We start from the raw sequence: 25168 nt of genomic DNA, 5'->3' as shown, positions 1-25168 counted from the left end.
TCTCGGGTAAAAACATTGATGAAGGTTAATACTATGAAAGCATTACATTTTGGCGCAGGTAACATCGGTCGTGGCTTTATCGGTAAACTGCTGGCAGACGCGGGCATTACGCTGACATTCGCCGATGTCAACCAGACGGTACTTGATGCCCTGAATGCACGTCATAGCTATCAGGTGCATGTGGTTGGCGAAAACGAGCAGGTTGAAACCGTGACCGGCGTCAACGCGGTCAGCAGCATTGGCGACGACGTTATCGATCTGATTGCCGGGGTTGACCTGGTGACGACCGCCGTCGGTCCGGTGGTGCTGGAGCGCATCGCGCCAGCGGTGGCGAAAGGTCTGGCCAAACGTAAGGCCCAGGGTAACGACGCCCCGCTGAATATCATCGCCTGTGAAAACATGGTGCGTGGAACCAGCCAGCTGAAAGGCCACGTGATGGCCGCGGTAGCCGATGAAGATAAAGCCTGGGTTGAAGAGCACGTTGGCTTTGTTGATTCCGCCGTAGACCGTATTGTGCCACCGTCCGCCTCTGCCACGCACGATCCGCTGGAAGTGACCGTCGAGACCTTCAGCGAATGGATTGTCGACAAAACCCAGTTTAAAGGCCCACTGCCTGACATTGCTGGCATGGAATTAACTGATAACCTGATGGCATTTGTCGAACGTAAGCTCTTCACGCTGAACACCGGGCATGCTATAACCGCCTACCTCGGTAAATTAGCCGGTCATCAGACCATTCGTGACGCCATTCTCGATGAGAAGGTCCGCGCCGTGGTAAAAGGTGCAATGGATGAGAGCGGCGCGGTATTGATTAAACGCTACGGTTTTGATGCCGATAAGCACGCGGCATACATTCAGAAAATCCTCGGTCGTTTTGAAAACCCGTATCTGAAAGATGACGTTGAGCGCGTTGGCCGTCAGCCGCTGCGCAAACTGAGTGCGGGCGATCGCCTGATTAAGCCGCTGCTCGGCACCCTGGAATATGGTCTGCCGCACGCCAACCTGGTCAAAGGCATTGCCGCCGCGATGCACTACCGCAGCGAAGAAGATCCGCAGGCGCAGGAGCTGGCGCAGTTAATTGCTGAGAAAGGTCCACAGGCCGCGCTGGCGCAGGTATCCGGTCTGGATGCCAACAGCGACGTGGTCGTGGAGGCGGTGAACGACTATAACGCAACCAAATGATGCAGGAACTGGCGCAGGTCATCCTGCGCCCGGAAGATAGATTGTCAGATATGCAGGCAATAATGGAACAAACCCAGGCCTTTGAAAACCGTGTGCTGGAGCGTCTGAATGCTGGCAAAACCGTTCGAAGTTTCCTGATATCCGCCGTCGAGTTATTAACCGAGGCGGTGAATATCCTGGTGCTTCAGGTGTTTCGCAAAGACGACTACGCAGTGAAATACGCAGTTGAACCGTTGCTCGACGGTGACGGCCCCTTGGGCGATTTATCTGTACGTCTGAAACTGATCTATGGCCTGGGCGTCATCAGCCGTCACGAGTATGAAGATGCGGAACTGCTGATGGCGTTGCGCGAGGAGCTCAATCACGACGGCAACGACTATTCGTTTACCGACGACGAGATCCTCGGTCCGCTGGGCGAGCTGCATTGCGTTACCGCCCTGCCCCCGGCGCCGCATTTTGATACCAGCGATCCTGAGCTTTACGCCATGCAGAAACAGCGTTATCAGCAGATTGTTCGCTCCACCATGGTACTCTCCCTGACCGAGCTGATTTCCCGAATCAGCTTAAAAAAAGCGTTTCAGAAGTAAGCCTGCGCACATTCGTGTATCCTTTGTGGTAATTCCCCCTGTTTTTAGAGCCATTTGTTATGAAAGAAGTCGAAAAGAGTGAAATTAAACGTCTGAGCGATCGTCTGGATCTGATCCGCCACCAGCAGGCCAGCCTCTCTCTGGTTGATGCCGCAGAGAAGTACGCCGAACTGGAAAAAGAGAAAGCGACGCTGGAAACCGAGATCGAACGTCTGCGCAGCGTGCACAGCCAGAAGCTGAGCAAAGAGGCGCAAAAGCTCACTAAGCTGCCGTTCCGCCGTGCGATCACCAAGAAAGAACAGGCAGATATGGGCAAGCTGAAGAAAAGCGTGCGCGGCCTGGTGGTTGTCCATCCGATGACCGAACTGGGTCGTGAAATGGGTCTGAAAGAGATGACGGGTTTCAGCAAGACCGAGTTCTGATTTTTTGCCGGGTGGCACGATGCTGACCCGGCCTACCGCTTTCTTCCCTCTCCACATTGGCCCTACCAATTCACTGAACAACCCTTCCCTGGTTCACATTTCTATAATCTTTGCTCACAAACACATTGCCGACCAATAACATTTGGTTAACCATTTGTTGTCATTAACCCTACATCACACTATTGGCAGGACCACTTTTACACATAATGTGACGCAGAGATGAGCACAGACTCACCGCCTCGCAGAAGGTGTGGTCCTCGGGAGACCTGCAATGAGCCTCTGGCAACAAAACTACGATCCGGCAGGAAATATCTGGCTATCGAGCCTGATCGCCTCGCTACCTATTCTGTTCTTCTTCTTCGCGCTGATTAAGCTCAAGCTGAAGGGCTACCTTGCGGCGACGTACACCGTTGCCATCGCCCTGCTGGTAGCGCTGTTCTTCTACAAAATGCCGGTGGATCGCGCCCTGGCCTCGGTGGTGTATGGCTTCTTCTACGGCCTGTGGCCCATCGCCTGGATCATCATTGCGGCGGTCTTTGTCTATAAAATCTCGGTGAAGACCGGGCAGTTCGACATTATCCGCTCGTCGATCCTCTCCATCACCCCGGACCAGCGCCTGCAGATGCTGATTGTCGGCTTCTCCTTCGGCGCGTTCCTGGAAGGGGCTGCCGGATTTGGTGCCCCGGTGGCGATCACCGCCGCCCTGCTGGTCGGTCTTGGCTTCAATCCGCTCTATGCCGCGGGTCTGTGCCTGATCGTCAACACCGCGCCGGTGGCGTTTGGTGCGATGGGCATTCCGATTCTGGTGGCCGGGCAGGTAACCGGCCTGGACAGTTTCGAGATCGGCCAGATGGTGGGCCGCCAGCTGCCGTTCCTGACCATTATCGTGCTGTTCTGGATCATGGCGATTATGGACGGCTGGCGCGGCATTAAAGAGACCTGGCCTGCGGTAATGGTCGCGGGTGGCTCGTTCGCCATCGCCCAGTACCTGAGCTCTAACTTCCTTGGCCCGGAACTGCCGGACATTATCTCTTCCCTGGTCTCGCTGGTCTGCCTGACGCTGTTCCTGAAACGCTGGCAGCCGGTGCGTATCTTCCGCTTTGCCGATATGGGCGCCTCGCACGTGGATCAGACTCTGGCCCGCACGGGTTATACCGCAGGACAAATCGTCCGCGCCTGGTCGCCGTTCCTGTTCCTGACCGCGACCGTGACGCTGTGGAGTATCCCGCCGTTTAAAGCCCTGTTCGCTCCGAACGGCGCGCTGTATGACATGGTGGTCAATATCTCCGTGCCGTTCCTCGACAAGATGGTTGCCCGTATGCCGCCGGTGGTACATGACGCCACGCCGTACGCGGCGGTGTTCAAGTTCGACTGGTTCTCGGCCACCGGTACCGCCATTCTGTTTGCCGCCCTCCTTTCCGTGGTGTGGCTGCGCATGAAGCCTGTTGCCGCGGTGCAGACCTTTGCCGCGACCCTTAAAGAGCTGATGCTGCCGATCTACTCCATCGGCATGGTGCTGGCGTTCGCGTTTATCTCGAACTACTCCGGCCTGTCGTCAACGCTGGCCCTGGCGCTGGCCCATACCGGTTCAGCCTTCACCTTCTTCTCGCCGTTCCTCGGCTGGCTGGGGGTCTTCCTGACCGGGTCAGATACTTCATCGAACGCCCTGTTCGCGGCCCTGCAGGCGACAGCCGCGCAGCAGATTGGCGTGTCGGATGTTCTGCTGGTGGCGGCCAACACCACCGGGGGCGTCACCGGCAAGATGATCTCCCCGCAGTCCATCGCCATTGCCTGTGCGGCGGTAGGCCTGGTGGGGAAAGAGTCCGACCTGTTCCGCTTTACCGTTAAACACAGCCTGATATTTACCTGCATGGTCGGGGTCATCACCACCCTGCAGGCCTATGTCTTAACCTGGATGATCCCATGATAGTGATGCCCAGACGCCTGTCCGACGAGATTGCTACTCGCGTGCGGGCGCTGATTGAAGAGATGCAGCTGGAAGCGGGCATGAAGTTGCCCGCCGAACGCCAGCTTGCCGCCCGGCTTGGCGTATCGCGTAACTCGCTGCGCGAAGCCCTGGCGACCCTGGTCAGCGAAGGGGTGCTGGTGAGCCGTCGCGGTGGCGGCACCTTTGTGCGCTGGCAGGACGATGACTGGTCCGGGCAGAACATTGTTCAGCCATTGAAAACTCTGATGGAGAACGACCCGGACTACAGCTTTGACATCCTCGAAGCCCGTCACGCCATAGAAACCAGCACCGCCTGGCATGCGGCTATGCGGGCAACCGAAGCGGATAAAGAGAAGCTCAAAGCCTGCTTCGAGGCCACCCAAAGCAGCGATCCGGATATCGCCTCGCAGGCGGACGTCCGGTTTCATCTGGCCATTGCCGAGGCCTCACACAATGTCGTGTTGCTCCAGACCATGCGCGGCTTCTTCGACCTGCTGCAATCGTCCGTAAAGCAGAGTCGCCAGCGCATGTATCTGGTGCCGCCGGTTTTTGCCCGGCTGACCGAGCAGCACGAAGCGGTCCTCAACGCCATTCTGGCAGGTGATGCCGAAGCCGCACGCGCCGCGATGATGGCGCATCTGGGCTTCGTCCACACCACCATTAAACAATTTGATGAAGATCAGGCCCGGCAGGCGCGTATTACCCGCCTACCGGGCGATACTGTTATTTCCAGGGAGAAGAACTGATGATCATTTCCGCAGCCAGTGACTATCGCGCCGCCGCCCAGCGCATCCTGCCACCGTTCCTGTTTCACTATATCGATGGAGGGGCCTATTCCGAGTACACCCTGCGTCGCAACGTGGAAGACCTGTCGGAAGTGGCCCTGCGCCAGCGCGTGCTGAAGAATATGTCCGACCTGAGTCTTGAGACGAAGCTGTTCAATGAAACGCTCTCCATGCCGGTCGCCCTCGCCCCGGTCGGGCTGTGCGGCATGTATGCCCGCCGGGGTGAAGTGCAGGCCGCCGCCGCCGCGGATGCGAAAGGCATTCCGTTTACGCTTTCAACCGTTTCCGTCTGCCCGATTGAAGAGGTGGCTCCCACCATTAAGCGCCCGATGTGGTTCCAGCTGTACGTCCTGCGCGACCGCGGCTTTATGCGCAATGCGCTGGAGCGGGCGAAGGCGGCAGGCTGTTCCACCCTGGTCTTTACCGTGGACATGCCGACCCCCGGCGCACGCTATCGCGATGCTCACTCCGGAATGAGCGGCGCGAATGCGGCGATGCGCCGCTACTGGCAGGCGGTAACGCATCCGCAATGGGCGTGGGATGTGGGGCTCAACGGCCGCCCGCACGATCTGGGGAATATCTCCACCTATCTGGGTAAGCCGACGGGGCTGGAAGATTACATTGGCTGGCTGGCGAATAACTTCGATCCGTCCATCTCGTGGAAAGACCTGGAGTGGATCCGCGAGTTCTGGGATGGTCCGATGGTGATCAAAGGGATCCTCGATCCGGAAGATGCCCGCGATGCGGTCCGTTTCGGCGCCGACGGGATTGTGGTGTCGAACCACGGCGGCCGCCAGCTCGACGGCGTGCTCTCCTCGGCCCGCGCCCTGCCCGCCATTGCCGATGCGGTTAAGGGCGATATCGCGATTCTGGCGGACTCCGGCATCCGCAACGGCCTGGACGTGGTGCGTATGATTGCCCTCGGGGCCGATACCGTCCTGCTGGGCCGAGCCTATCTGTATGCGCTGGCGACCCACGGCCAGGCAGGCGTTGCCAATCTGCTCAACCTGATCGAGAAAGAGATGAAGGTGGCGATGACGCTCACCGGAGCGAAAACCATCCCGGAAATCAGCAAGGAGATGCTGGTGCAGGAGTTGAGTAAACTCCCTGCCGGGCTGGCGCCGCTGGCGCAGGGGAACGCGGCGTAGATGAGTGCGGTCTGATCCCTCACCCTGACCCTCTCCCCAAAGGGGAGAGGGGATGATATTCTGCCCGCGCTATTTAAGGGGGCAGCATGCTTAACATCGTTCTATTCGAACCAGAAATTCCACCTAATACCGGCAACATCATCCGCCTGTGCGCCAATACCGGGTTCCGTCTGCATATCATCGAGCCAATGGGCTTTACGTGGGACGACAAGCGCCTGCGCCGCGCCGGGCTGGATTACCACGAATTCACCGCCGTGGTGCGCCATCAGGATCTGGCTGCCTTTATGGACGCGGAAAAGCCGGAGCGGATCTTTGCCCTGACGACGAAAGGCACACCTGCTCACAGCGCGGTAAACTATCAGCCGGGGGACTATCTGCTGTTTGGCCCGGAAACGCGCGGCCTGCCAGCCACCATTCTTGATGCCCTGCCTGCTGAACAAAAAATTCGTATTCCGATGATGCCGGACAGCCGCAGTATGAACCTGTCGAACGCGGTGTCGGTGGTGGTGTATGAGGCCTGGCGCCAGCTGGGATACCCTGGCGCGATATTACGTAGCTGATTTCTTGCCGGGTGGCGCTTCGCTTACCCGGCCTACAGGTTAAATCCCGTCGCCATACTCAAAGGTATGGTGGATGCCGTTGAAGAACTGATCCATATCCATCGCTGGCTTGTCGCTGTCTGGCTTGCCGACGATACGTGCCGGGACGCCTGCGGCGGTGGTATGCGGCGGGACAGGTTGCAGCACCACCGAACCGGCGCCAATCTTCGCGCCGCGCCCGACTTCGATGTTGCCGAGGATCTTCGCGCCTGCGCCAATCATCACCCCTTCACGGATTTTCGGGTGACGGTCACCGCTGGTTTTCCCGGTCCCGCCCAGGGTAACGGACTGCAGGATTGAGACGTCGTTTTCAATCACCGCCGTTTCACCCACCACAATACCCGTTGCGTGGTCGAGCATGATGCCGCGGCCAATCTTCGCCGCCGGGTGAATATCCACCTGGAAGCTCACCGAGACCTGATTCTGCAAGAAGATGGCCAGCGCGCGGCGACCTTCGTTCCACAGCCAGTGGCCGATACGGTAGGACTGCAGGGCGTGGAAACCTTTCAGATAGAGTAATGGCGTGGAGTATTTGTCCACCGCCGGGTCGCGGTTGCGTACCGCCTGAATATCGCAGGCGGCGGAGGCGATCATCTCCGGGTCAGCCGCATAGGCCTCTTCCACCACTTCACGGATGGCGATTGCCGGCATGATCGGTGAAGCCAGTTTATTGGCGAGCATATAGCTCAGGGCGCTGCCGAGATTTTCGTGCTTGAGTAGCGTCGCGTGGTAGAAGCTGGCCAGCATGGGCTCACAGTCAGCCAGAGCCCGGGCTTCGGCTTTAATATTGTTCCAGACGATATCCAGTTCTTCACACGGCATTGCTTACTCCAGACGTAATAATAATGACCGGCCAGTTCTTTGCCGGCCGGGTCATTCAGGGGACAACGCTTTCCTGCGGTTAACGGCTGCTACGCTCGTCCTTGCGTGCACGACCTAATAAGGTCAATGCTGCCTCGCGCGCATTTTTTCCGCAATACAATACCTGATAAATTTCCTCGGTTATTGGCATTTCGACACCAAAGCGGTGTGCCAGCTCGCGGACTTCTTTGGTATTGCGGTAGCCTTCCACCACCTGGCCGATCTTCTCCTGCGCGCCGATCACATCCATGCCCTGGCCGAGCATCATGCCAAAACGACGGTTACGGGACTGGTTGTCGGTACAGGTCAGCACCAGATCGCCTAACCCTGCCATCCCCATAAAGGTGGCCGGATCGGCACCGAGCGCCGCGCCAAGACGGGACATTTCAGTTAAACCACGGGTGATCAGAGCGGTACGTGCGTTGGCGCCAAAGCCGATGCCGTCGGACATGCCCGCGCCGATAGCGATAACGTTCTTCACCGCGCCGCCCAGCTGTACGCCGATAAAATCGGGGTTGCTGTAAACGCGAAAGCTCTTACCGCAGTGCAGCAGCTGCTGCAGATCGTCAGCGAAGGTCTCATCGGTCGAGGCAAGTGAAATGGCCGTCGGCAGCCCTGCCGCCAGCTCTTTCGCAAAGGTCGGGCCGGAGATCACCGCCAGCGGAATGGCATCGCCCAGCGCTTCGCGGGCGACATCCTGTAACAGGCGTCCGGTTTCGGCTTCCAGCCCTTTAGTCGCCCATACCACACGCGCATCGTCACGCATCAGCGGTTTAATCTGTCGCAGCACCTGGCCAAACACGTGGCTTGGCACCACGATCAGAATATTGCGGCTGGCGGCAAGCGCCGTCGCAAGATCGCTTTCAAGATGCAGTGAGTCAGGGAAAGGCACATCGGGGAGGAACGCGACGTTGCAGCGATCGGCTTGTAACGTCGCGATATGTTTGGGATCGTGGCCCCAGAGAACCACTTCGTGTCCATTTCTTGCCAGGGTGATGGCAAGAGCGGTGCCGTAAGAGCCGGCACCGATCACAGTCATTGACGCATTGACAGTACTCATCAGGCATCCTGATGTTGTTCAGTACCTTCGCCAGCTTGCTGCTGCAGATAGTTCATGAACAGCGCATCGAAGTTCACTGGCGCAAGGTTCAGTTGCGGGAACGTACCACGGGAAACCAGGCTGGTGATGCATTCGCGGGCATACGGGAACAGAATGTTCGGGCAGTATGCGCCCAGGCAATGCGCCATCTGATTACCTTCGATGCCGCCGATAGAGAAGATGCCGCCCTGCTGTACTTCACACAGGAATGCAGTCTCTTCGCCCAGAGAGGCGGTTACGGTAACACGCAGCACGACTTCATACACATCTTCCGCCAGCTGGGTGGAAGCGGTATCCAGATCAAGTTTAACCTCTGGCTGCCAGTCTTTCTGGAAAACGTGCGGCGCATTAGGTGCTTCGTAGGAGACATCTTTGGTGTAGATGCGCTGGATCTGGAAAGTCATCTCGGTATTATTTTGTTCTGACATGGAAAAGCCCTTTTTAATTGTCCTAAAACGCCTTAGCGCAGCAGCGGATCGAGTCCACCACGCGCGTCAAGCGCATACAAGTCATCACAGCCACCAATGTGCTGCGCATCGATAAAAATCTGCGGAACCGTCGTACGGCCACTACGTTTAATCATCTCTTCACGCTTTGCAGCGTCGCCATCAATCGGCAGTTCCTGGAAGGTAACGCCTTTGCTGTCCAGCAGCGCTTTTGCACGATGGCAGAACGGACAGGTCGCTTTGGTGTAGATCTCGATATTGGCCATGTTCAGACTCCTGTTTACTTACCGCGAACCAGAGGCAGATTTTCGCCGCTCCAGCCAGAGATACCGTCCTTCAGGACAGTGACTTTCTCAAAGCCAGCTTTGACGAGCGTGTTTGCGGGCTCCTGAGCCTGCATACCGGTGCCGTCAACGACAATAATCGGTTTATCTTTATGCTTTTCCAGTTCGCCAAGGTTATTAGCTTTGATGTCGGTCGGCAGCAGGTTAATCGCCCCTGCAATATGGCCTTTGCGGAAATCATCGCGCTGACGCAGATCGACAACCACTGCATCTTCTTTGTTGATAAGACGCGTTGCTTCGCCGCGGTTGATCACCTTCACTTTCGAGGTGAGGCCTTTGAACGTGGTGAAAAGTACTGCCGCCAGTAGACCAATCCACGCGATACAAAGTATGGGGTGGCGGCTGACAAATTGCATAATTTCTTGCATGGGGGGTAACGACTCCCGACTGAGTGAATAAAAAACCAGGACAGGAGTATACCTGTGCGTTGTGGCAAATACAGCCAGCGACAATAAGCTAATCCATTTTCTGCGTACTGCCACGAAAAAAAAGAGCAAAAATGGCCTAACCTTAGCCCTGCCCCCGCGGTTTCTTTGATCTTCTGCGGCTATTTGATCGATTCAGCTGTAGTAAAATTACGCAAATTTTTTGTCTTTTGAGCAAAGAGGTTGTCGCAATGTCGGTTTCTAAAAAACCTATGGTACTGGTGATTCTTGACGGCTATGGCTATCGCGAAGATCAGCAGGATAACGCCATTTTCAACGCTAAAACCCCGGTCATGGATGCGCTGTGGGCAAAACGTCCGCACACCCTGATTGATGCTTCCGGCCTGGAAGTGGGTCTGCCCGATCGCCAGATGGGCAACTCCGAAGTTGGACACGTCAACCTGGGCGCAGGCCGCATTGTTTATCAGGACCTGACCCGTCTGGATGTTGAAATTAAAGAACGCACCTTCTTTGCTAACCCGGTGCTGACTGGCGCGGTTGAGAAAGCGGCGGCCGCGGGCAAAGCGGTGCATATTATGGGTCTGCTCTCCGCGGGCGGCGTTCACAGCCATGAAGATCACATCATGGCGATGGTGGAGCTGGCAGCAGAGAAAGGAGCAGACAAAATCTATCTGCACGCCTTCCTGGATGGCCGCGATACCCCACCACGCAGCGCTGAATCCTCCCTGAAAGCCTTTGAAGAGAAGTTTGCCGCACTGGGCAAAGGCCGCGTAGCCTCTATCATTGGCCGCTACTACGCCATGGACCGCGACAACCGTTGGGATCGCGTAGAGCAGGCCTACAATCTGCTGGTAGAAGCCAAAGGCGAGTTCCAGGCAGATACCGCCGTTGCCGCGCTGGCAGCCGCATATGCCCGCGATGAAAACGACGAATTCGTGAAAGCGACCGTGATCCGTGCTGAAGGCCAGGCTGATGCCGCGATGGAAGATGGCGATGCGCTGATTTTCATGAACTTCCGTGCTGACCGCGCCCGCGAAATCACTCGCGCCTTCGTGAATGCCGATTTCGACGGCTTCGCCCGTAAAAAAGAGGTTAAGCTCGGCGATTTCGTGATGCTGACCGAATATGCCGCCGACATTAAAGCGCCATGCGCTTATCCGCCCTCTTCCCTGGCGAACACCTTCGGCGAGTGGATGGCGAAGCACGACAAGACCCAGCTGCGCATCTCCGAGACCGAGAAATATGCCCACGTTACCTTCTTCTTTAACGGCGGCGTAGAAGAGTCCTTCAAAGGCGAAGATCGCATCCTGATCAACTCCCCGAAAGTGGCAACCTACGATCTGCAGCCAGAGATGAGCTCCGCCGAGCTGACCGAGAAGCTGGTTGCTGCTATCGAAAGCGGCAAATACGACGCCATCATCTGTAACTACCCGAACGGCGACATGGTGGGCCATACCGGCGTAATGGAAGCGGCAATCAAAGCCATTGAAGCGCTGGATCTGTGCATTGAACAGGTTACCAAAGCGGTGGAAGCCGCAGGCGGCCAGATGCTGATCACTGCTGACCACGGTAACGCCGAGCAGATGCGCGATCCGGCCACCGGCCAGGCGCATACCGCGCATACTAACCTGCCGGTACCACTGATTTATGTCGGTGATAAATCCGTGAAATCCGTTGATGGCGGTAAGCTTTCGGACATCGCCCCGACCATGCTGACCCTGATGGGCATGGAAATCCCGCAAGAGATGACTGGCAAGCCGCTGTTCATCGTGGAATAATCCCTCCCCATGAGGGGAAAGGCGATTGTTTCATTCACATGGGTCGTGAAGCCGTTACGGTTATCAGTCAGGCCTTTACTGTACGCCAGCGCACTCAGCGCTGGCGTATTGTTGTGCGCGGCATCCGCCCAGGCGGACGAGCGCGATCAGCTCAAAAGCATTCAGGCGGATATCGCTGCTAAAGAGCGGGCGGTACGCCAACAGCAGCAGCAACGCTCGTCGCTGCTTGCGCAACTCAAAAAGCAGGAAGAGGCCATCTCCGCGGCCGCACGTCAGCTACGTGAAACCCAGAACACCCTCGCCCAGCTCAATAAACAAATAGACGAGATGAATGCGTCTATCGCCAAACTTGAGCGCCAGCGCGCGGCTCAGGAGCGCAACCTTGCGGCGCAGTTAGACGCAGCCTTTCGCCAGGGCGAACACACCGGCGTTCAGCTGATCCTCAGCGGCGAAGAGAGCCAGCGCGGCCAGCGCCTGCAGGCCTATTTCGGTTACCTCAACCAGTCCCGCCAGGAGACCATCGCCCAGTTGAAGCAGACGCGCGAAGAGGTCACCACGCAGAAAGCGGAGCTGGAAGAGAAACAGAGCCAGCAGCAGACCCTGCTCTACGATCAGCAGGCGCAGCAAGCCAAGCTGGAGCAGGCGCGCAACGAACGTAAGAAAACCCTTGCCGGTCTCGAATCCTCCATTCAGGAAGGTCAGAGCCAGCTGAGCGAAATGCGCGCTAACGAATCGAAATTGCGCAACAGCATCGCCCGTGCAGAGGCGGCAGCGAAAGCGCGCGCCGAAAGAGAGGCCCGCGAAGCGCAGGCCGTGCGTGACAAGCAGCAGGAAGCCTCCCGCAAAGGTACCACCTATAAACCGACCGAAAACGAACGTTCGCTGATGTCCCGCACCGGCGGCTTAGGCTCACCGCGCGGCCAGGCCTACTGGCCGGTACGCGGTTCTATTCTGCATCGCTATGGCGAACAGCTGCAGGGTGAGCTACGTTGGAAGGGGATTGTGATCGGTGCATCGGAAGGCAGCGAAGTCAAAGCTATCGCCGATGGCCGGGTGATCCTCGCCGACTGGCTACAGGGCTACGGCCTGGTGGTGGTGGTAGAGCACGGTAAAGGCGACATGAGTCTTTACGGCTACAACCAGAGCGCGCTGGTCAGCGTTGGTACCCAGGTGCGGGCCGGTCAGGCTATCGCCCTTGTGGGCAGCAGTGGCGGTCAGGGCCGCCCGTCACTCTATTTCGAGATTCGTCGCCAGGGTCAGGCGGTCAATCCACAGCCGTGGTTGGGAAGATAAGTTTTGCTTCAATTTCGTCGTATGGTTTTTCCCCTCGTCAGCGCACTGGCGCTGGCGATGCCGGTTTACGCAGGTAAACTCGCTATCGTTATCGATGACTTCGGTTATCGTCCACACACAGAAAATCAGGTCCTGGCGATGCCCTCAGCCATCTCTGTCGCCGTCCTGCCGAACGCGCCTCACGCGCATGAAATGGCCACCAAAGCCCATAACAGCGGGCATGAAGTGCTGATCCACCTGCCCATGGCGCCGCTCAGTAAACAGCCGCTGGAAAAAGATACGCTGCGCCCGGAGATGACCAGCGACGAGATCGAACGCATCATCCGCGAAGCCTATGGCAAAGTCCCCTACGCCGTAGGACTGAATAACCATATGGGCAGCGCCATGACCTCCAGCCTGTTTGGCATGCAGAAAGTGATGCAGTCGCTGGCGCGCTATAACCTCTATTTCCTGGACAGCATGACCATTGGCAACAGCCAGGCGATGCGCGCCGCGCAGGGCACCGGCGTGAAGGTGATTAAGCGCAAAGTGTTCCTCGATGACACGCAAAACGAAGCCGATATCCGCTTCCAGTTTAACCGTGCCGTACAGGTGGCCCGCCGATCGGGTTCGGCGATCGCCATCGGACATCCTCACCCGTCCACCGTTCGCGTGTTGCAGCAGATGCTGCCCAACCTGCCTGCGGATATTACCCTGGTACCGGCGAGCAGCCTGCTCAATGAGCCGCAGGTGGATACCTCCCGACCGGTCAGCACGCCGCCCGCTGGCGCTGCGCCTGGCACAAAACCGCGTAACCCTTTCCGTGGCGTGACGCTCTGTGCGCCTAAACAGCCGCCAGAGCCGGTTTACGTCACCCGCTACTTCTCGGTGATTAGCGAAAGCATCAGCCAGAGCACGCTGGTGAAATATGTTCAGTTGCAGTGGCAGGGCTGGGGTAAGAAAAGCTAATCCCGCCTCAGGCGGGATGGCCTACTCAATGACACGAGAGTCCGCGGGCTTTTTTTTGTCCGCGGACGCTTTTTGCTCCTGGTGTTGATACCAGGCTTTGAAATATTTCAGGAAGCTATAAAAGGTAGCGTAGAGACCGGTCACCACCCCCACTCTTCCCTGACGCCACGCGCCGCTAAACAGATACCACTTAAAGAACGCGCCGATGGCGCTGATGACGCCACGGGCAATCGATGGCCTTATGGTCTGGTACTTCACCAGACGGCTGGTGTAGCTGTTGAGCTTGTTGAACACCTCATGCAGGGAATAGAAGGTGTCATGCCGAACGCGGCCCGGTATTTTCGCCGACTGGATCACCCCTTCCACTTTGTCATCCACCGGACGCTGATTAAAACGCGCCTGAGTCCGGTTAAACAGCCGCACCGGGAAATCAGGCGAGGAGATGGGATAAATGGTGCGCACCTCTTCCCCCAGCACATGCCAGTAGCGGGCGATACGCCATGCCAGCTGTGGGTGGGGTTCATCACCTGCTTTCAGACGCAGGATAAAATCCACGGTCTCCGCATCCAGAATTTCATCGCTATCCATGCATAACACCCAGTCATTGCTCGCCAGATCGATGGCGTGATTCATCTGTACGCCATGCATGGCATAGGGGTGGTGATGAGGGGTGATGCCATACTCCTGGCAAATCGCTAATGTGCCGTCGTGACTGCCTGAGTCGAGAACAATGATTTCATCGGCGACGACGATCAACGGAGGCAGCACTTCACGGAGCAGCCGGGCGGAATTACAGGTCAACAAACAAACGGTGAGCTTGAACATATGCGCTGTAAAGTTAAGTAAACCTTAGCCAACTCTATAAGCGCAGGGCGAAAAAAGCGAAGAAAAGTTAGTATCAATCCGTTTGTGGACGTAAAAACGTGAGACCAGCGAAAAAAAGCGCCCGCAGGCGCTTTCTAACTTAATCCCAGCTCAGAATAACTTTTCCTGACTGGCCGGAACGCATCGCGTCAAAGCCCTGCTGGAACTCATCGATGGAGAAACGATGGGTGATAATCGGAGAGAGATCCAGACCCGACTGGATCAGCGCTGCCATCTTGTACCAGGTTTCGAACATCTCACGGCCGTAAATACCTTTGATGAACAGCCCCTTGAAGATCACTTTATTCCAGTCGATGGACATATCCGACGGCGGAATACCCAGCATCGCGATACGGCCACCGTGGTTCATGGTGTCGAGCATAGTGCGGAACGCCGGTGGCGCACCGGACATCTCCAGACCGACGTCAAAGCCTTCGGTCATGCCCAGCTCTTCCATCACGTCGTTCAGGCTCTCTTTAGAGACATCCACCGCACGGGTAACGCCCATTTTACGCGCCAGCGACAGACGGTATTCGTTCACGTCGGTGATCACCACGTTACGCGCACCGACGTGCTTCGCCACGGCTGCTGCCATGATGCCGATTGGGCCTGCACCAGACACCAGCACATCTTCGCCTACCAGGTCAAAGGAGAGCGCGGTGTGTACCGCATTACCGAACGGGTCGAAGATGGAGGCGAGATCGTCAGAGATATTGTCCGGGATTTTGAAGGCGTTGAACGCCGGGATCACCAGGTATTCTGCGAAGCAGCCCGGACGGTTGACGCCCACACCTACGGTGTTGCGGCACAGGTGGGTACGGCCACCGCGGCAGTTACGGCAGTGGCCGCAGGTGATATGGCCTTCGCCAGAGACGCGATCGCCAATTTTGAAGCCTTTTACTTCCTGGCCAATGCCTACCACTTCGCCAACATATTCGTGGCCCACTACCATCGGCACGGGGATAGTTTTCTGCGACCACTGGTCCCAGTTGTAGATATGCACGTCAGTGCCGCAGATGGCGGTTTTACGGATTTTAATCAGCAGATCGTTATGACCGACTTCCGGCTCTGGAACGTCGGTCATCCAGATGCCTTCTTCCGCTTTCAGTTTGGATAGTGCTTTCATTATGCGTCCTCAGGCAATCACGCCCAGTTGTTTGCCGATGCGGGTAAAGGCTTCCACCGCACGCTCAATTTGTTCAGGAGAATGCGCCGCAGACATCTGGGTGCGGATACGCGCCTGACCTTTTGGCACCACCGGGAAGAAGAAACCGGTGACGTAAATCCCCTCTTTCTGCAGCTCACGGGCAAAGTTCTGCGCCACGACGGCATCGCCCAACATCACCGGGATAATGGCGTGATCGGCACCGGCCAGGGTAAAGCCTGCGGCGGTCATTTTTTCACGGAACAGACGGGCGTTAGCCCACAGTTTGTCGCGCAGATCGGCACCGGACTCCACCATCTCCAGCACTTTAATGGAGGCGGAAACGATGGCTGGCGCCAGGGAGTTGGAGAACAGGTACGGACGGGAACGCTGACGCAGCCACTCCACCACCTCTTTACGCGCGGCGGTGTAGCCGCCGGAGGCACCACCCAGCGCTTTACCCAGCGTACCTGTGATGATATCCACGCGGCCCATGACGTCGCAGTATTCGTGGGAGCCGCGACCGTTTTCGCCGACAAAGCCGACGGCGTGGGAGTCATCGACCATCACCAGCGCATCGTATTTGTCCGCCAGGTCGCAGACGCCTTTCAGGTTAGCGATCACGCCGTCCATCGAGAAGACGCCGTCGGTGGCGATCAGCACATGACGCGCGCCAGCCTCGCGGGCCTCTTTCAGACGGGCTTCCAGCTCAACCATGTCGTTGTTGGCGTAGCGGAAACGCTTCGCTTTGCACAGACGCACGCCGTCGATGATGGAAGCGTGGTTCAGGGCGTCGGAGATAATGGCATCTTCCGCGCCGAGCAGGGTCTCAAACAGACCGCCGTTGGCGTCGAAGCAGGAGGAGTACAGAATCGCATCTTCCATTCCGAGGAAGGCGGCCAGCTTGCTCTCCAGCGCCTTATGGCTGTCCTGGGTACCGCAGATGAAACGCACGGAGGCCATGCCAAAACCGTGGGTGTCCATGCCCGCCTTCGCCGCGGCAATCAGCTCAGGGTGATTCGCAAGACCCAGGTAGTTGTTGGCGCAGAAGTTAATCACCTGGCTGCCGTCGGCAACGGTGATATCTGCCTGCTGAGCGGAGGTAATGATTCGCTCTTCTTTGAACAACCCTTCCGCCCGCGCGGTTTCCAGGTCACTGTTTAACTGTTTATAAAAATCACCACGCATTGCAATTCTCCAGACTCGGCAAATTTCGGCACATATTACCCAAAGCTATACCCCGATACGAGATGACGCTTTAACAGTTATCGTTTTTGCAGCATAAATCACGTGTACCCCTGCGCTAAGTCGGTGAATGGCTGAAGGGTGGTCATACTAATGATATGATATGAATATCAGTGCCCGGGATTGTCCCCGGGCTCCACACTTCAAAGGTTACAGTTATGATCATCGTTACCGGCGGCGCGGGCTTTATCGGCAGCAATATTGTTAAAGCTCTCAATGACAAAGGCATCACCGACATCCTGGTGGTGGATAACCTGAAAGACGGCACCAAGTTCGTTAACCTGGTGGATCTGAACATTGCCGACTACATGGATAAAGAAGATTTTCTGATCCAGATTATGGCGGGCGAAGAGTTCGGCGATATCGACGCAATCTTCCATGAAGGTGCTTGCTCCTCCACCACCGAGTGGGACGGCAAGTACATGATGGACAACAACTATCAGTACTCCAAAGAGATCCTGCACTACTGCCTGGAGCGCGAAATTCCGTTCCTGTACGCCTCTTCCGCGGCGACCTACGGCGGGCGCACCTCCGACTTTATTGAATCCCGCGAGTATGAGCAGCCGCTGAATGTCTATGGCTACTCCAAGTTCCTGTTCGACGAATATGTACGCCAGGTGCTGCCAGAAGCGAACTCCCAGATCGTCGGTTTCCGCTACTTCAACGTTTACGGACCGCGCGAAGGTCACAAAGGCAGCATGGCGAGCGTGGCATTCCACCTCAACACCCAGCTGAATAATGGCGAAAGTCCGAAACTGTTCGAAGGCAGCGATGGCTTCAAGCGTGACTTCGTCTATGTGGGCGATGTGGCGGCAGTGAACCTGTGGTTCTGGGAAAACGGTGTCTCCGGGATCTTCAACCTGGGCACTGGCCGGGCGGAATCCTTCCAGGCGGTGGCTGACGCCGCGCTGGCATATCACCAGAAAGGCACCATTGAGTACATCCCGTTCCCGGACAAGCTGAAAGGCCGCTATCAGGCATTCACCCAGGCGGATCTGACCAACCTGCGTGCCGCTGGCTATGACAAGCCGTTCAAGACCGTTGCCGAAGGGGTAACGGAATATATGGCCTGGCTGAACCGCGACGCGTAAGTATGAAAATTTTGGTGGTAGGCCCGTCATGGGTGGGCGACATGATGATGTCGCAAAGTCTCTATCGCACGCTCAAGGCGCGCTATCCCCAGGCGATAATTGACGTGATGGCACCCGCGTGGTGTCGTCCGCTGTTATCGCGGATGCCGGAAGTGAACGAAGCGATCCCGATGCCGCTCGGCCACGGGGCGCTGGAAATTGGCGAACGCCGCAAGCTCGGCCATAGCCTTCGCGACAAGCGCTACGATCGCGCTTATGTACTGCCGAATTCCTTTAAATCTGCCCTGGTTCCCTTCTTTGCGGGCGTTCCGCACCGCACCGGCTGGCGCGGCGAGATGCGCTACGGCCTGCTGAATGACGCGCGGGTACTGGATAAAGAGGCCTGGCCGCTGATGGTAGAGCGCTACGTGGCGCTGGCCTACGACAAAGGGGTGATGCGCAGCGCGAAAGACCTGCCGCAGCCGCTGCTGTGGCCGCAGCTTCAGGTTAACGAGGGTGAGAAATCCCAGATCTGCAATACTTTTGGCCTGCAGGCCGATCGCCCGATCATTGGCTTCTGCCCGGGCGCGGAGTTCGGCCCGGCGAAGCGCTGGCCGCACTATCACTACGCTGAGCTTGCGAAGCAGCTGATCGACGAAGGCTATCAGATTGTGCTGTTCGGCTCGGCGAAAGATCACGAGGCGGGCAATGAAATCCTCGCCGCGCTGAGCATCGAGCAGCAGGCCTGGTGCCGCAATCTGGCCGGGGAGACCCAGCTGGAGCAGGCGGTGATCCTGCTGGCAGCCTGTAAGGCAGTGGTCACGAACGACTCCGGCCTGATGCACGTTGCCGCAGCGCTGAACCGCCCGCTGGTGGCGCTGTACGGCCCGAGCAGCCCGGACTTCACGCCGCCGCTGTCGCATAAAGCGCGCGTGATCCGCCTGATCACCGGCTACCACAAAGTCCGTAAAGGTGACGCCGCTGAAGGCTATCACCAGAGCCTGATCGACATCACTCCGCAGCGTGTCCTCGACGAGCTTAACGAACTGCTGTTGAGCGAAGAAGGATAACGGATGCGGGTATTGATCGTTAAAACCTCCTCAATGGGCGATGTGCTGCATACCCTGCCCTCGCTCACTGACGCCATGCAGGCTATTCCGGGTATCCGTTTCGACTGGGTGGTGGAAGAGGGTTTCGCCCAGATCCCCACCTGGCATGCTGCCGTAGATCGGGTTATACCGGTGGCGATCCGCCGCTGGCGCAAAGCGTGGTTTTCCGCACCGATTAAGGCCGAGCGTAAGGCCTTTCGCGATGCGCTGCAGGCCCACCATTACGATGCGATCATCGACGCCCAGGGGCTGGTAAAAAGCGCGGCGCTGGTCACCCGGTTGGCCCACGGCATAAAGCACGGTATGGACTGGCAGAGCGCCCGTGAACCGCTGGCGAGCCTGTTCTACAATCGTCGCCACGCGATCGCGAAGCAGCAGCATGCCGTGGAGCGCACCCGGGAGCTGTTCGCAAAGAGCCTTGGCTATGCAAAACCGCAACGGCAGGGGGATTACGCCATTTCGCAGCATTTCCTGCACGATGCAAAGCCACACGCGCCTTATCTTATCTTCCTGCACGCCACCACCCGGGATGACAAACACTGGCCGGAAGCCCACTGGCGCGATCTTATCGGCCTGCTGAGCAGTGCGGGCCTGCGCATCAGGCTGCCGTGGGGCGCCCCGCACGAAGAGGCGCGAGCGAAGCGTCTGGCGGAAGGCTTTGATTACGTGGACGTGCTGCCCCGGATGAAGCTGGATGGAGTTGCGCAGCAGCTGGCGGGCGCGACGGCGGTGGTGTCGGTGGATACCGGTCTCAGCCACCTGACGGCGGCGCTGGATCGTCCTAATATTACGCTTTACGGCCCGACGGACCCGGGTCTGATTGGCGGCTATGGCAAAAATCAATATATCTGCCGCCCGGAACATTCATCGCAGCTGAGCGACCTTTCCGCCGCTGCGGTTTTTGCGCAATTAGAGCCGTTGCTGGCAGCAGAGAGAGCCTATGTCTGATTTTTTCTCAGCGGAGCGCCCACCGAAGCGCGTGCTGATCGTTAAGCTACGTCACCACGGCGACGTTCTGCTGACCTCGCCGGTCTTTACGGTACTGAAAACGAACTATCCCGATGTGGAAGTGGATGCCCTGGTGTATGACGACACCCAGGCGATGCTCACCAGCCATCCGTTTATCGACCAGGTGCATACCATCGGGCGTAACTGGCGTAAAAAGGGCTGGTTCGCGCAGTTCCGTCTGTATCGTGCGTTGCTGAACACCCTGAAAGCGCGTCAGTATGACGTGCTGATCAACCTCACCGAACACTGGCACGGCGCGCGTCTGGCGCGCCGTCTGAAGCCGCGCGTCTCCGTCGGCTTTAAGCCCGATAAACGCGGCGGACTGGCGCGTCGCCGCTGGGTGAAATCCTTCACCACCCTCTACCCGGCGATCCAGGATAACAGCCGCCATATGGTGGAGGTGAATCTCGATGCGCTGCGGCGGATCGGCATCCATCCCCAGACCGATGCAGACAAGCACACCCTGTTTGTACCGGGCGATGCGGCGGAAGCGTCGATTGCCGAAAAACTGGCCGGCTTTGGGCTGAGCAGCGGCTCTTACATTCTGGTGCACCCCACGTCGCGCTGGATGTTTAAGGCCTGGGATATCCAAAAGCTGGCGGCGACCATTGATAACCTGGCGGCCCGCGGCCTGCCAGTTATCCTCTCCGCCGCGCCGTCAAAAGAAGAGACCGACTATATGGATGCGCTGCGGGCTGCGCTCACCCAGCCGGTGTTTGATTTAAGCGGTCAGTTAAACCTGAAAGAGCTGGGCGCGCTGATGAAGCACGCGCGGATCTACTTCGGCGTTGACTCCATGCCGATGCACCTCGCCAGCGCGGTGGGCACACCGACCGTCGCCATCTTCGGCCCGACCGGAGCGATTAAGTGGGCGCCGTGGGGAGTGAACTACCGCGTGATTGTGGCTGGGTTTACCTGCCAGCCGTGCGGTAAAGCGGGCTGCGGCGACAGCGGCGTCTCCGACTGCATTACGGCGATCACCCCGCAAATGGTGCTGAGCGCCATCGATACGCTGCTGCTGGAAAACCCGGCATGAAGCTCGCTATCGTCCGACAGACCTATAACCCCAACGGCGGCGCGGAGCGCTTCGTCTCCCGCGCGCTGAACGTGCTGGCGCAGGATACGGCTCTCGACGTCACGCTGATCGCCCGCCAGTGGGAGGATGCCGCCGGCTGGAAAACGCTGACGGTTAATCCATCATTCCGTAACCGTCTCGATCGCGAGTCGGGTTTTGCCGACGCCGCGGCGGCGAAGTTTACGCAGTTCGATATCGTGCAGAGCCACGAACGTATTCCCGGGGCGACCATCTTCCGCGCCGGGGATGGCGTACACGCGACCTGGCTTGAGCAGTACAACCGCATCCAGTCGCCGCTGGCGCGCTGGGCGCAGTCCCTGAGCCGCTACCATCGCTATATTTTGCGGGCGGAAGCGCAGATGTTTACCCATCCTGCGCTGCGCAAAGTGATCTGCAACTCGAAAATGGTGCGGGACGATATCGCCCGCCGTTTTGGCCTGGCCGATGACAAGCTGACGGTGATCTACAACGGTGTGGATACGACCCACTTCAGCCCGGATGTGCGCACGCTCTCCCAGCGGGACGTCCTGGGTATTCCGCAGCATGCGCCGGTTCTGGCCTATGTCGGCTCCGGCTTCAGCCGTAAAGGGGTGGCGACGGCGCTGCGCGCCATTGTGCCTCACCCTGAGGTCTGGCTGCTGGTTGCCGGGCGGGACAAGCACGCCCGCAAATTCGAAAAGCTGGCGCAGACGCTCGGCGTCGCTTCCCGGGTGCGTTTTCTGGGGCCGGTCGCCGATGTGCGCCAGGTCTACGGCACCGCCGACGCGCTGATCCTGCCGACGCTCTACGATCCCTTCCCGAATGTCTGTGTCGAAGCGCTGGCCTGCGGCCTGCCGCTGCTCACCAGCCATGGCTGCGGCGCGGCAGAGTGGATTGAAGAAGGGGTGAACGGCTGGGTGCGCGACGCGCTCGACAGTGACGGATATCAGCAGGCGATAAGCCTCTGGCTTCAGGGCCGTGACCAGGGTGTGGATTATTCAGCAGCAGCACGCGCTACTGCTGAGCCTTATACCCTGGAGCGGATGGCGAAAGCGCTGCAGGCGCTCTATCGCGAACTGCTGCGTTGAGCCGCGTTGGAAAAGACCTTTTCCATTGAGGCAAGCATACATTCACGAGTGAAATGGCGGCACAGGTAATCATAGCCCTGCTGCGCCAGCGTTTGGCGCAGCAAAGCATCCTCATACAGTTTCACAATCGCCTCGCGCAGCGCCGTTTCATCGCGCTGGGCGATCAAAATACCGGTTTTGCCGTCGATCACGGCATCTGCCGTGCCGCCCGCATCGGTGGCGATGGTGGCGATCCGCGAGGCCAGCGACTGCAGCACCCCCTGCGGGACGCCTTCCATATCGTGCGACGGGCTAAGCGCAACATCAAACGCCGGGAACCAGCGCTCAGGATCGCTCCGGTGCCCCGCCATCACTACGCGCGCCTGTAATCCCAGGTCGATAATCTCCTGCTCCAGCGTCGCTTTATGCGGCCCCTCTCCCACTATCGCCAGTTTGATCTGCGGATGATCAATGGCGGCCAGGGCGCGTAGCAGTACGCTATGGCCTTTATTAGGCCGCAGATGTGACACCACCCCCAGCCAGAAATCCCCCTGCGACAGGCCGCAGTATGCGCGGGCCTGTTGCTTATCCGCCGGATGAAAACGCTGCGTATCCACGCCACTCGGTACAGATGTACTTTGGTTCATCGGCACGCCGATATCGGCCATCTGCTGGCGTAGCGCCTCCCCGGTAGTGACGATATGCGAACAGGCTTTACGAAACAGCCAGCGGGTAGTCCAGTTGTTGCGCGGCACGCCGGAAGCATGGCGGGTACGCACCAGCGGCACCGGGTTTGAGAGGGTAAGATTGGCCAGCGCCACCAGCCAGGTATCGGCGGAATTATGACTATTTATGACATCAATGGATGAACGGTTTTCTTTCAGCCAGCCGCGCAGCTGCTGCAGGTTCTGAAGGTTCTTGCGCCGAAGCGGCATGGTGACCACCGTTAACCCGGCATCGCGCGCCAGGCCATGCAGCGGCGCACTCTCCGGGCAAAGTATGGTCACCTGATGGCCACGCTGAATCATCCCAAGGGACTCATTAATAATGCGTAACGGCTGGCCGCCCTTACCCCCGTCTGCTTCAGTGTGAACAATATGCATACTTTTCCTGGTTATTGTGCATTAGCTGGCATAACAACAAATTATATACGTTACAGCCCCGGTAATACATAAAGCCCAGGCACTGGAAAGCGTGATATGGATTATTCTTGCTTACAAACATTGTCCTTCTGTAGGTCAGGTATTTGTGATAATTTTCTCTGGCTTTTTATTTCCCACTGAAAAACCGTGGAAATCACTCACTGCCTTGTTAACCAGCCGGTCAAGAACCGAAAAATCCTTAACCAGCCCAAAAAATATGACAAATACTCGTAACATTCTGACAGGCCTGTTAGTCCTTGCTGTACTGGCCTTATGTTTTGTCTGGCCTATTCCTAACGATCAGCTGCCGTTTCATCGTAATGGTTTGATTTATCCCATTGTCGCGGTCGCTCTTGGTCTCTTTTTTAGCAATAACGCAACCAGACAACGGCTGAATTTAAGCAAAATTAAGTTCGTTCTTATCGTGGTATGGGCGTTAACTTTCTTTATTGTGATTAATGGTTTTTTTGTCGCACCAGATATTAAAGAGATGGTTTCTGCCTGGAGCGGTCAGTGGCTACGCCCGGTATTACTGTTCTGTGCAGGGCTGGTATTATTACCAGCGATCCAAAGAACCTATCCCTCCATGACCGCCGCCCGCTTCTTTACGCTGGTGATCCTCTTTTTCTGGGGCGTGGTCTGCGTTCATTTGCTGGATTCACTCTGGCTCTACTGGCGCGACGGCTATATACACTGGGGTGAAACACGGATTGTTTATAACCGCACCCGCATGAGCTTCCAGGTCAATATGATCACCGGCTTTTTGATGGCCGAGTTGCTGGCGCGTGGTCTGTTGCATCAACGCTTCCTGCGCCTGAAAACCTCAGTACTGGCGTTAATGCTGTTAAGTAATCTGGTGTGTACCGCACTGGTGGACACCCGCTGGGGCACCATCGGTCTGGTCGGCAGCATTTTCTCTACCTTTATCCTGCTGAGCATGCACAACATGCGGCGCAGCCGGGTTATCGTTACAGGTGGTATTCTTGTGGGCATTACTATTGCCTCGGTGTTACTCGGTTACGCTTCCTGGAAAACAGACCCACGCTGGCAAAATCTGGAAAGTGATGCCATAGCGGGCTGGAACGCTCCCTTTACTAGCTTTTGTTACAATAAAACAGACGGAACGGTACCGGTTAACAGTCTCGGTGTACCTATGAACCATTCCAATGGTTGTCGGGCCAGCTTCTTCCATCAGGACTGGAAACTGATTGCCGAACACCCGGCAGGCATGGGGGCCAGAAAAGAGGCCTTCCGTTATGTATTACGCCGGGATACCCAGGATAACCGTATTAATATCCCCCATAGCCACTACGGCCTGATCGAATTTGGTATTCAGAATGGTGTGATAGGTATCGCCGGCTGGCTGATCCTGCTGGTGGGCTGCTGGTATATCGGCTGGCGGGAGTTTCGTCGCGGCAACATGATGGTGGGGATGTTCCTGCTGCTCTTTACCGTCGGCTTCTTCTGCCGGACCATGGTCGATCACAACCTTAAAGATCACTACCTTGAGCAGTATATGCTGCTGACCGGCCTGCTGGTTGGTATGTGCGCCCTACGCCCTGCACCGACCGAGAAGTTAACATCCTGATGAAGACGTCACGCCAGCGGTGTTTAACACCCTGGCGTGGAACGCTTTAGC

Annotated in this window: 25 protein-coding genes; 16 read left to right on the top strand and 9 right to left on the bottom strand. The window is 57.5% G+C overall.

Annotated elements, in window-relative coordinates:
• Positions 1-33: 33 nt before the first annotated feature.
• The 7 genes from mtlD (at position 34) to trmL (ending at position 6632) form a co-directional block, all read left to right on the top strand.
• Positions 34-1182, top strand: coding sequence for a mannitol-1-phosphate 5-dehydrogenase (gene mtlD / locus GNG29_RS00615; RefSeq protein ID WP_103177747.1), 1149 nt, complete (start codon positions 34-36; stop codon positions 1180-1182).
• Positions 1179-1769 (top strand): mannitol operon repressor MtlR, encoded by a 591-nt coding sequence (mtlR, locus tag GNG29_RS00610; RefSeq protein ID WP_103177746.1) that lies wholly within the window; start codon positions 1179-1181, stop codon positions 1767-1769. The genes mtlD and mtlR overlap by 4 nt, the downstream gene beginning before the upstream one ends.
• Before the next feature lie 59 nt (positions 1770-1828).
• A complete protein-coding gene (locus tag GNG29_RS00605; protein ID WP_103177745.1) occupies positions 1829-2191 on the top strand; it encodes a YibL family ribosome-associated protein in 363 nt (120 codons plus the stop codon).
• A 271-nt stretch (positions 2192-2462) separates the two neighbouring features.
• Positions 2463-4118, top strand: coding sequence for an L-lactate permease (gene lldP, locus GNG29_RS00600; protein WP_156653694.1), 1656 nt, complete (start codon positions 2463-2465; stop codon positions 4116-4118).
• On the top strand, positions 4115-4885 hold the full coding sequence (lldR, locus tag GNG29_RS00595) for a transcriptional regulator LldR (RefSeq protein ID WP_114316219.1): 771 nt from the start codon (positions 4115-4117) through the stop codon (positions 4883-4885). Before lldP ends, lldR begins: the two co-directional genes overlap by 4 nt.
• A complete protein-coding gene (lldD, locus tag GNG29_RS00590) occupies positions 4885-6072 on the top strand; it encodes an FMN-dependent L-lactate dehydrogenase LldD (protein ID WP_103177742.1) in 1188 nt (395 codons plus the stop codon). The genes lldR and lldD overlap by 1 nt, the downstream gene beginning before the upstream one ends.
• 86 nt (positions 6073-6158) lie before the next feature.
• The gene (gene trmL, locus GNG29_RS00585) at positions 6159-6632 is read left to right on the top strand and encodes a tRNA (uridine(34)/cytosine(34)/5-carboxymethylaminomethyluridine(34)-2'-O)-methyltransferase TrmL (RefSeq protein WP_103177741.1); all 474 of its coding nucleotides are present in this window, start codon (positions 6159-6161) and stop codon (positions 6630-6632) included.
• Between the two features lie 39 nt (positions 6633-6671).
• Here trmL and cysE read toward each other — a convergent pair whose 3' ends face one another.
• The 5 genes from cysE to GNG29_RS00560 all read right to left on the bottom strand — a co-directional run bounded on the left by cysE (position 6672) and on the right by GNG29_RS00560 (position 9789).
• A complete protein-coding gene (gene cysE, locus GNG29_RS00580) occupies positions 6672-7493 on the bottom strand; it encodes a serine O-acetyltransferase (protein ID WP_103177740.1) in 822 nt (273 codons plus the stop codon).
• A gap of 79 nt (positions 7494-7572) precedes the next feature.
• A complete protein-coding gene (gene gpsA, locus GNG29_RS00575) occupies positions 7573-8592 on the bottom strand; it encodes an NAD(P)H-dependent glycerol-3-phosphate dehydrogenase (RefSeq protein ID WP_103177739.1) in 1020 nt (339 codons plus the stop codon).
• On the bottom strand, positions 8592-9059 hold the full coding sequence (gene secB, locus GNG29_RS00570) for a protein-export chaperone SecB (protein ID WP_032615746.1): 468 nt from the start codon (positions 9057-9059) through the stop codon (positions 8592-8594). The genes gpsA and secB overlap by 1 nt, the downstream gene beginning before the upstream one ends.
• A gap of 32 nt (positions 9060-9091) precedes the next feature.
• Positions 9092-9343: a glutaredoxin 3 gene (grxC, locus tag GNG29_RS00565; protein ID WP_103177738.1), complete on the bottom strand. Its 252-nt coding sequence runs from the start codon at positions 9341-9343 to the stop codon at positions 9092-9094.
• A 14-nt stretch (positions 9344-9357) separates the two neighbouring features.
• A complete protein-coding gene (locus GNG29_RS00560; RefSeq protein ID WP_103177737.1) occupies positions 9358-9789 on the bottom strand; it encodes a rhodanese-like domain-containing protein in 432 nt (143 codons plus the stop codon).
• Between the two features lie 248 nt (positions 9790-10037).
• Between GNG29_RS00560 and gpmM the strand changes: the two genes are divergently transcribed.
• From gpmM to GNG29_RS00545, 3 genes are read left to right on the top strand one after another with little or no spacing between them, the layout of a single operon-like run.
• Complete coding sequence (gene gpmM, locus GNG29_RS00555; RefSeq protein ID WP_156653693.1) at positions 10038-11585, top strand: 2,3-bisphosphoglycerate-independent phosphoglycerate mutase; 1548 nt, start codon at positions 10038-10040, stop codon at positions 11583-11585.
• 9 nt (positions 11586-11594) lie between these two features.
• Positions 11595-12878, top strand: coding sequence for a murein hydrolase activator EnvC (gene envC, locus GNG29_RS00550; RefSeq protein WP_103177735.1), 1284 nt, complete (start codon positions 11595-11597; stop codon positions 12876-12878).
• Positions 12879-12881: 3 nt separating this feature from the next.
• Positions 12882-13826 carry a divergent polysaccharide deacetylase family protein gene (locus GNG29_RS00545; protein ID WP_103177734.1) on the top strand — a complete coding sequence of 315 codons (945 nt, stop codon included), beginning with the start codon at positions 12882-12884 and terminating at the stop codon, positions 13824-13826.
• 21 nt (positions 13827-13847) lie between these two features.
• Here GNG29_RS00545 and GNG29_RS00540 read toward each other — a convergent pair whose 3' ends face one another.
• The 3 genes from GNG29_RS00540 to kbl form a co-directional block, all read right to left on the bottom strand.
• Positions 13848-14651 (bottom strand): glycosyltransferase family 2 protein, encoded by an 804-nt coding sequence (locus GNG29_RS00540; RefSeq protein ID WP_103177733.1) that lies wholly within the window; start codon positions 14649-14651, stop codon positions 13848-13850.
• 139 nt (positions 14652-14790) lie between these two features.
• Positions 14791-15816 carry an L-threonine 3-dehydrogenase gene (gene tdh / locus GNG29_RS00535; protein ID WP_103177732.1) on the bottom strand — a complete coding sequence of 342 codons (1026 nt, stop codon included), beginning with the start codon at positions 15814-15816 and terminating at the stop codon, positions 14791-14793.
• A gap of 9 nt (positions 15817-15825) precedes the next feature.
• The gene (gene kbl / locus GNG29_RS00530) at positions 15826-17022 is read right to left on the bottom strand and encodes a glycine C-acetyltransferase (protein WP_103824320.1); all 1197 of its coding nucleotides are present in this window, start codon (positions 17020-17022) and stop codon (positions 15826-15828) included.
• Between the two features lie 215 nt (positions 17023-17237).
• Here kbl and rfaD point away from each other — a divergent pair, with 215 nt between their 5' ends.
• Genes rfaD through GNG29_RS00505 form a run of 5 tightly spaced genes read left to right on the top strand, consistent with a single transcriptional unit; the run spans position 17238 to position 22408 of the window.
• A complete protein-coding gene (gene rfaD / locus GNG29_RS00525) occupies positions 17238-18170 on the top strand; it encodes an ADP-glyceromanno-heptose 6-epimerase (protein WP_103177730.1) in 933 nt (310 codons plus the stop codon).
• A 2-nt stretch (positions 18171-18172) separates the two neighbouring features.
• Positions 18173-19219, top strand: coding sequence for an ADP-heptose--LPS heptosyltransferase RfaF (gene rfaF / locus GNG29_RS00520; protein WP_156653692.1), 1047 nt, complete (start codon positions 18173-18175; stop codon positions 19217-19219).
• A 3-nt stretch (positions 19220-19222) separates the two neighbouring features.
• Positions 19223-20206 (top strand): lipopolysaccharide heptosyltransferase RfaC, encoded by a 984-nt coding sequence (gene rfaC, locus GNG29_RS00515; protein ID WP_156653691.1) that lies wholly within the window; start codon positions 19223-19225, stop codon positions 20204-20206.
• Entirely contained in the window at positions 20199-21302 is a 1104-nt protein-coding gene (gene rfaQ, locus GNG29_RS00510) for a putative lipopolysaccharide heptosyltransferase III (protein ID WP_114385513.1), read from the top strand. Before rfaC ends, rfaQ begins: the two co-directional genes overlap by 8 nt.
• Positions 21299-22408, top strand: a complete 1110-nt coding sequence (locus tag GNG29_RS00505; protein ID WP_156653690.1) for a glycosyltransferase family 4 protein — start codon at positions 21299-21301, stop codon at positions 22406-22408. Before rfaQ ends, GNG29_RS00505 begins: the two co-directional genes overlap by 4 nt.
• On the opposite strand, the gene GNG29_RS00500 is transcribed toward GNG29_RS00505, so the two are convergent.
• Positions 22387-23490 (bottom strand): glycosyltransferase family 4 protein, encoded by a 1104-nt coding sequence (locus GNG29_RS00500; protein WP_103177725.1) that lies wholly within the window; start codon positions 23488-23490, stop codon positions 22387-22389. The genes GNG29_RS00505 and GNG29_RS00500 overlap by 22 nt on opposite strands.
• 256 nt (positions 23491-23746) lie before the next feature.
• On the opposite strand from GNG29_RS00500, the gene GNG29_RS00495 reads away from it, so the two are divergent.
• The gene (locus GNG29_RS00495; protein WP_156653689.1) at positions 23747-25117 is read left to right on the top strand and encodes an O-antigen ligase; all 1371 of its coding nucleotides are present in this window, start codon (positions 23747-23749) and stop codon (positions 25115-25117) included.
• Positions 25118-25168: the final 51 nt, after the last annotated feature.

It is taken from the genome of Leclercia sp. Colony189, assembly GCF_009740165.1.
Taxonomy (GTDB): Bacteria; Pseudomonadota; Gammaproteobacteria; order Enterobacterales; family Enterobacteriaceae; genus Enterobacter.
The sequence above is the reverse complement of the archived record's forward strand: the minus strand, read 5'-3'. Positions and strand labels throughout refer to the sequence as shown.

Coding starts and splice junctions, on each gene's coding strand:
- mtlD (WP_103177747.1), top strand. CDS start 34: ATGAAAGCATTACATTTTGGCGCAGGTAACATCGGTCGTGGCTTTATC.
- mtlR (WP_103177746.1), top strand. CDS start 1,179: ATGATGCAGGAACTGGCGCAGGTCATCCTGCGCCCGGAAGATAGATTG.
- GNG29_RS00605 (WP_103177745.1), top strand. CDS start 1,829: ATGAAAGAAGTCGAAAAGAGTGAAATTAAACGTCTGAGCGATCGTCTG.
- lldP (WP_156653694.1), top strand. CDS start 2,463: ATGAGCCTCTGGCAACAAAACTACGATCCGGCAGGAAATATCTGGCTA.
- lldR (WP_114316219.1), top strand. CDS start 4,115: ATGATAGTGATGCCCAGACGCCTGTCCGACGAGATTGCTACTCGCGTG.
- lldD (WP_103177742.1), top strand. CDS start 4,885: ATGATCATTTCCGCAGCCAGTGACTATCGCGCCGCCGCCCAGCGCATC.
- trmL (WP_103177741.1), top strand. CDS start 6,159: ATGCTTAACATCGTTCTATTCGAACCAGAAATTCCACCTAATACCGGC.
- cysE (WP_103177740.1), bottom strand. CDS start 7,493: ATGCCGTGTGAAGAACTGGATATCGTCTGGAACAATATTAAAGCCGAA.
- gpsA (WP_103177739.1), bottom strand. CDS start 8,592: ATGAGTACTGTCAATGCGTCAATGACTGTGATCGGTGCCGGCTCTTAC.
- secB (WP_032615746.1), bottom strand. CDS start 9,059: ATGTCAGAACAAAATAATACCGAGATGACTTTCCAGATCCAGCGCATC.
- grxC (WP_103177738.1), bottom strand. CDS start 9,343: ATGGCCAATATCGAGATCTACACCAAAGCGACCTGTCCGTTCTGCCAT.
- GNG29_RS00560 (WP_103177737.1), bottom strand. CDS start 9,789: ATGCAAGAAATTATGCAATTTGTCAGCCGCCACCCCATACTTTGTATC.
- gpmM (WP_156653693.1), top strand. CDS start 10,038: ATGTCGGTTTCTAAAAAACCTATGGTACTGGTGATTCTTGACGGCTAT.
- envC (WP_103177735.1), top strand. CDS start 11,595: ATGAGGGGAAAGGCGATTGTTTCATTCACATGGGTCGTGAAGCCGTTA.
- GNG29_RS00540 (WP_103177733.1), bottom strand. CDS start 14,651: ATGTTCAAGCTCACCGTTTGTTTGTTGACCTGTAATTCCGCCCGGCTG.
- tdh (WP_103177732.1), bottom strand. CDS start 15,816: ATGAAAGCACTATCCAAACTGAAAGCGGAAGAAGGCATCTGGATGACC.
- kbl (WP_103824320.1), bottom strand. CDS start 17,022: ATGCGTGGTGATTTTTATAAACAGTTAAACAGTGACCTGGAAACCGCG.
- rfaD (WP_103177730.1), top strand. CDS start 17,238: ATGATCATCGTTACCGGCGGCGCGGGCTTTATCGGCAGCAATATTGTT.
- rfaF (WP_156653692.1), top strand. CDS start 18,173: ATGAAAATTTTGGTGGTAGGCCCGTCATGGGTGGGCGACATGATGATG.
- rfaC (WP_156653691.1), top strand. CDS start 19,223: ATGCGGGTATTGATCGTTAAAACCTCCTCAATGGGCGATGTGCTGCAT.
- rfaQ (WP_114385513.1), top strand. CDS start 20,199: ATGTCTGATTTTTTCTCAGCGGAGCGCCCACCGAAGCGCGTGCTGATC.
- GNG29_RS00505 (WP_156653690.1), top strand. CDS start 21,299: ATGAAGCTCGCTATCGTCCGACAGACCTATAACCCCAACGGCGGCGCG.
- GNG29_RS00500 (WP_103177725.1), bottom strand. CDS start 23,490: ATGCATATTGTTCACACTGAAGCAGACGGGGGTAAGGGCGGCCAGCCG.
- GNG29_RS00495 (WP_156653689.1), top strand. CDS start 23,747: ATGACAAATACTCGTAACATTCTGACAGGCCTGTTAGTCCTTGCTGTA.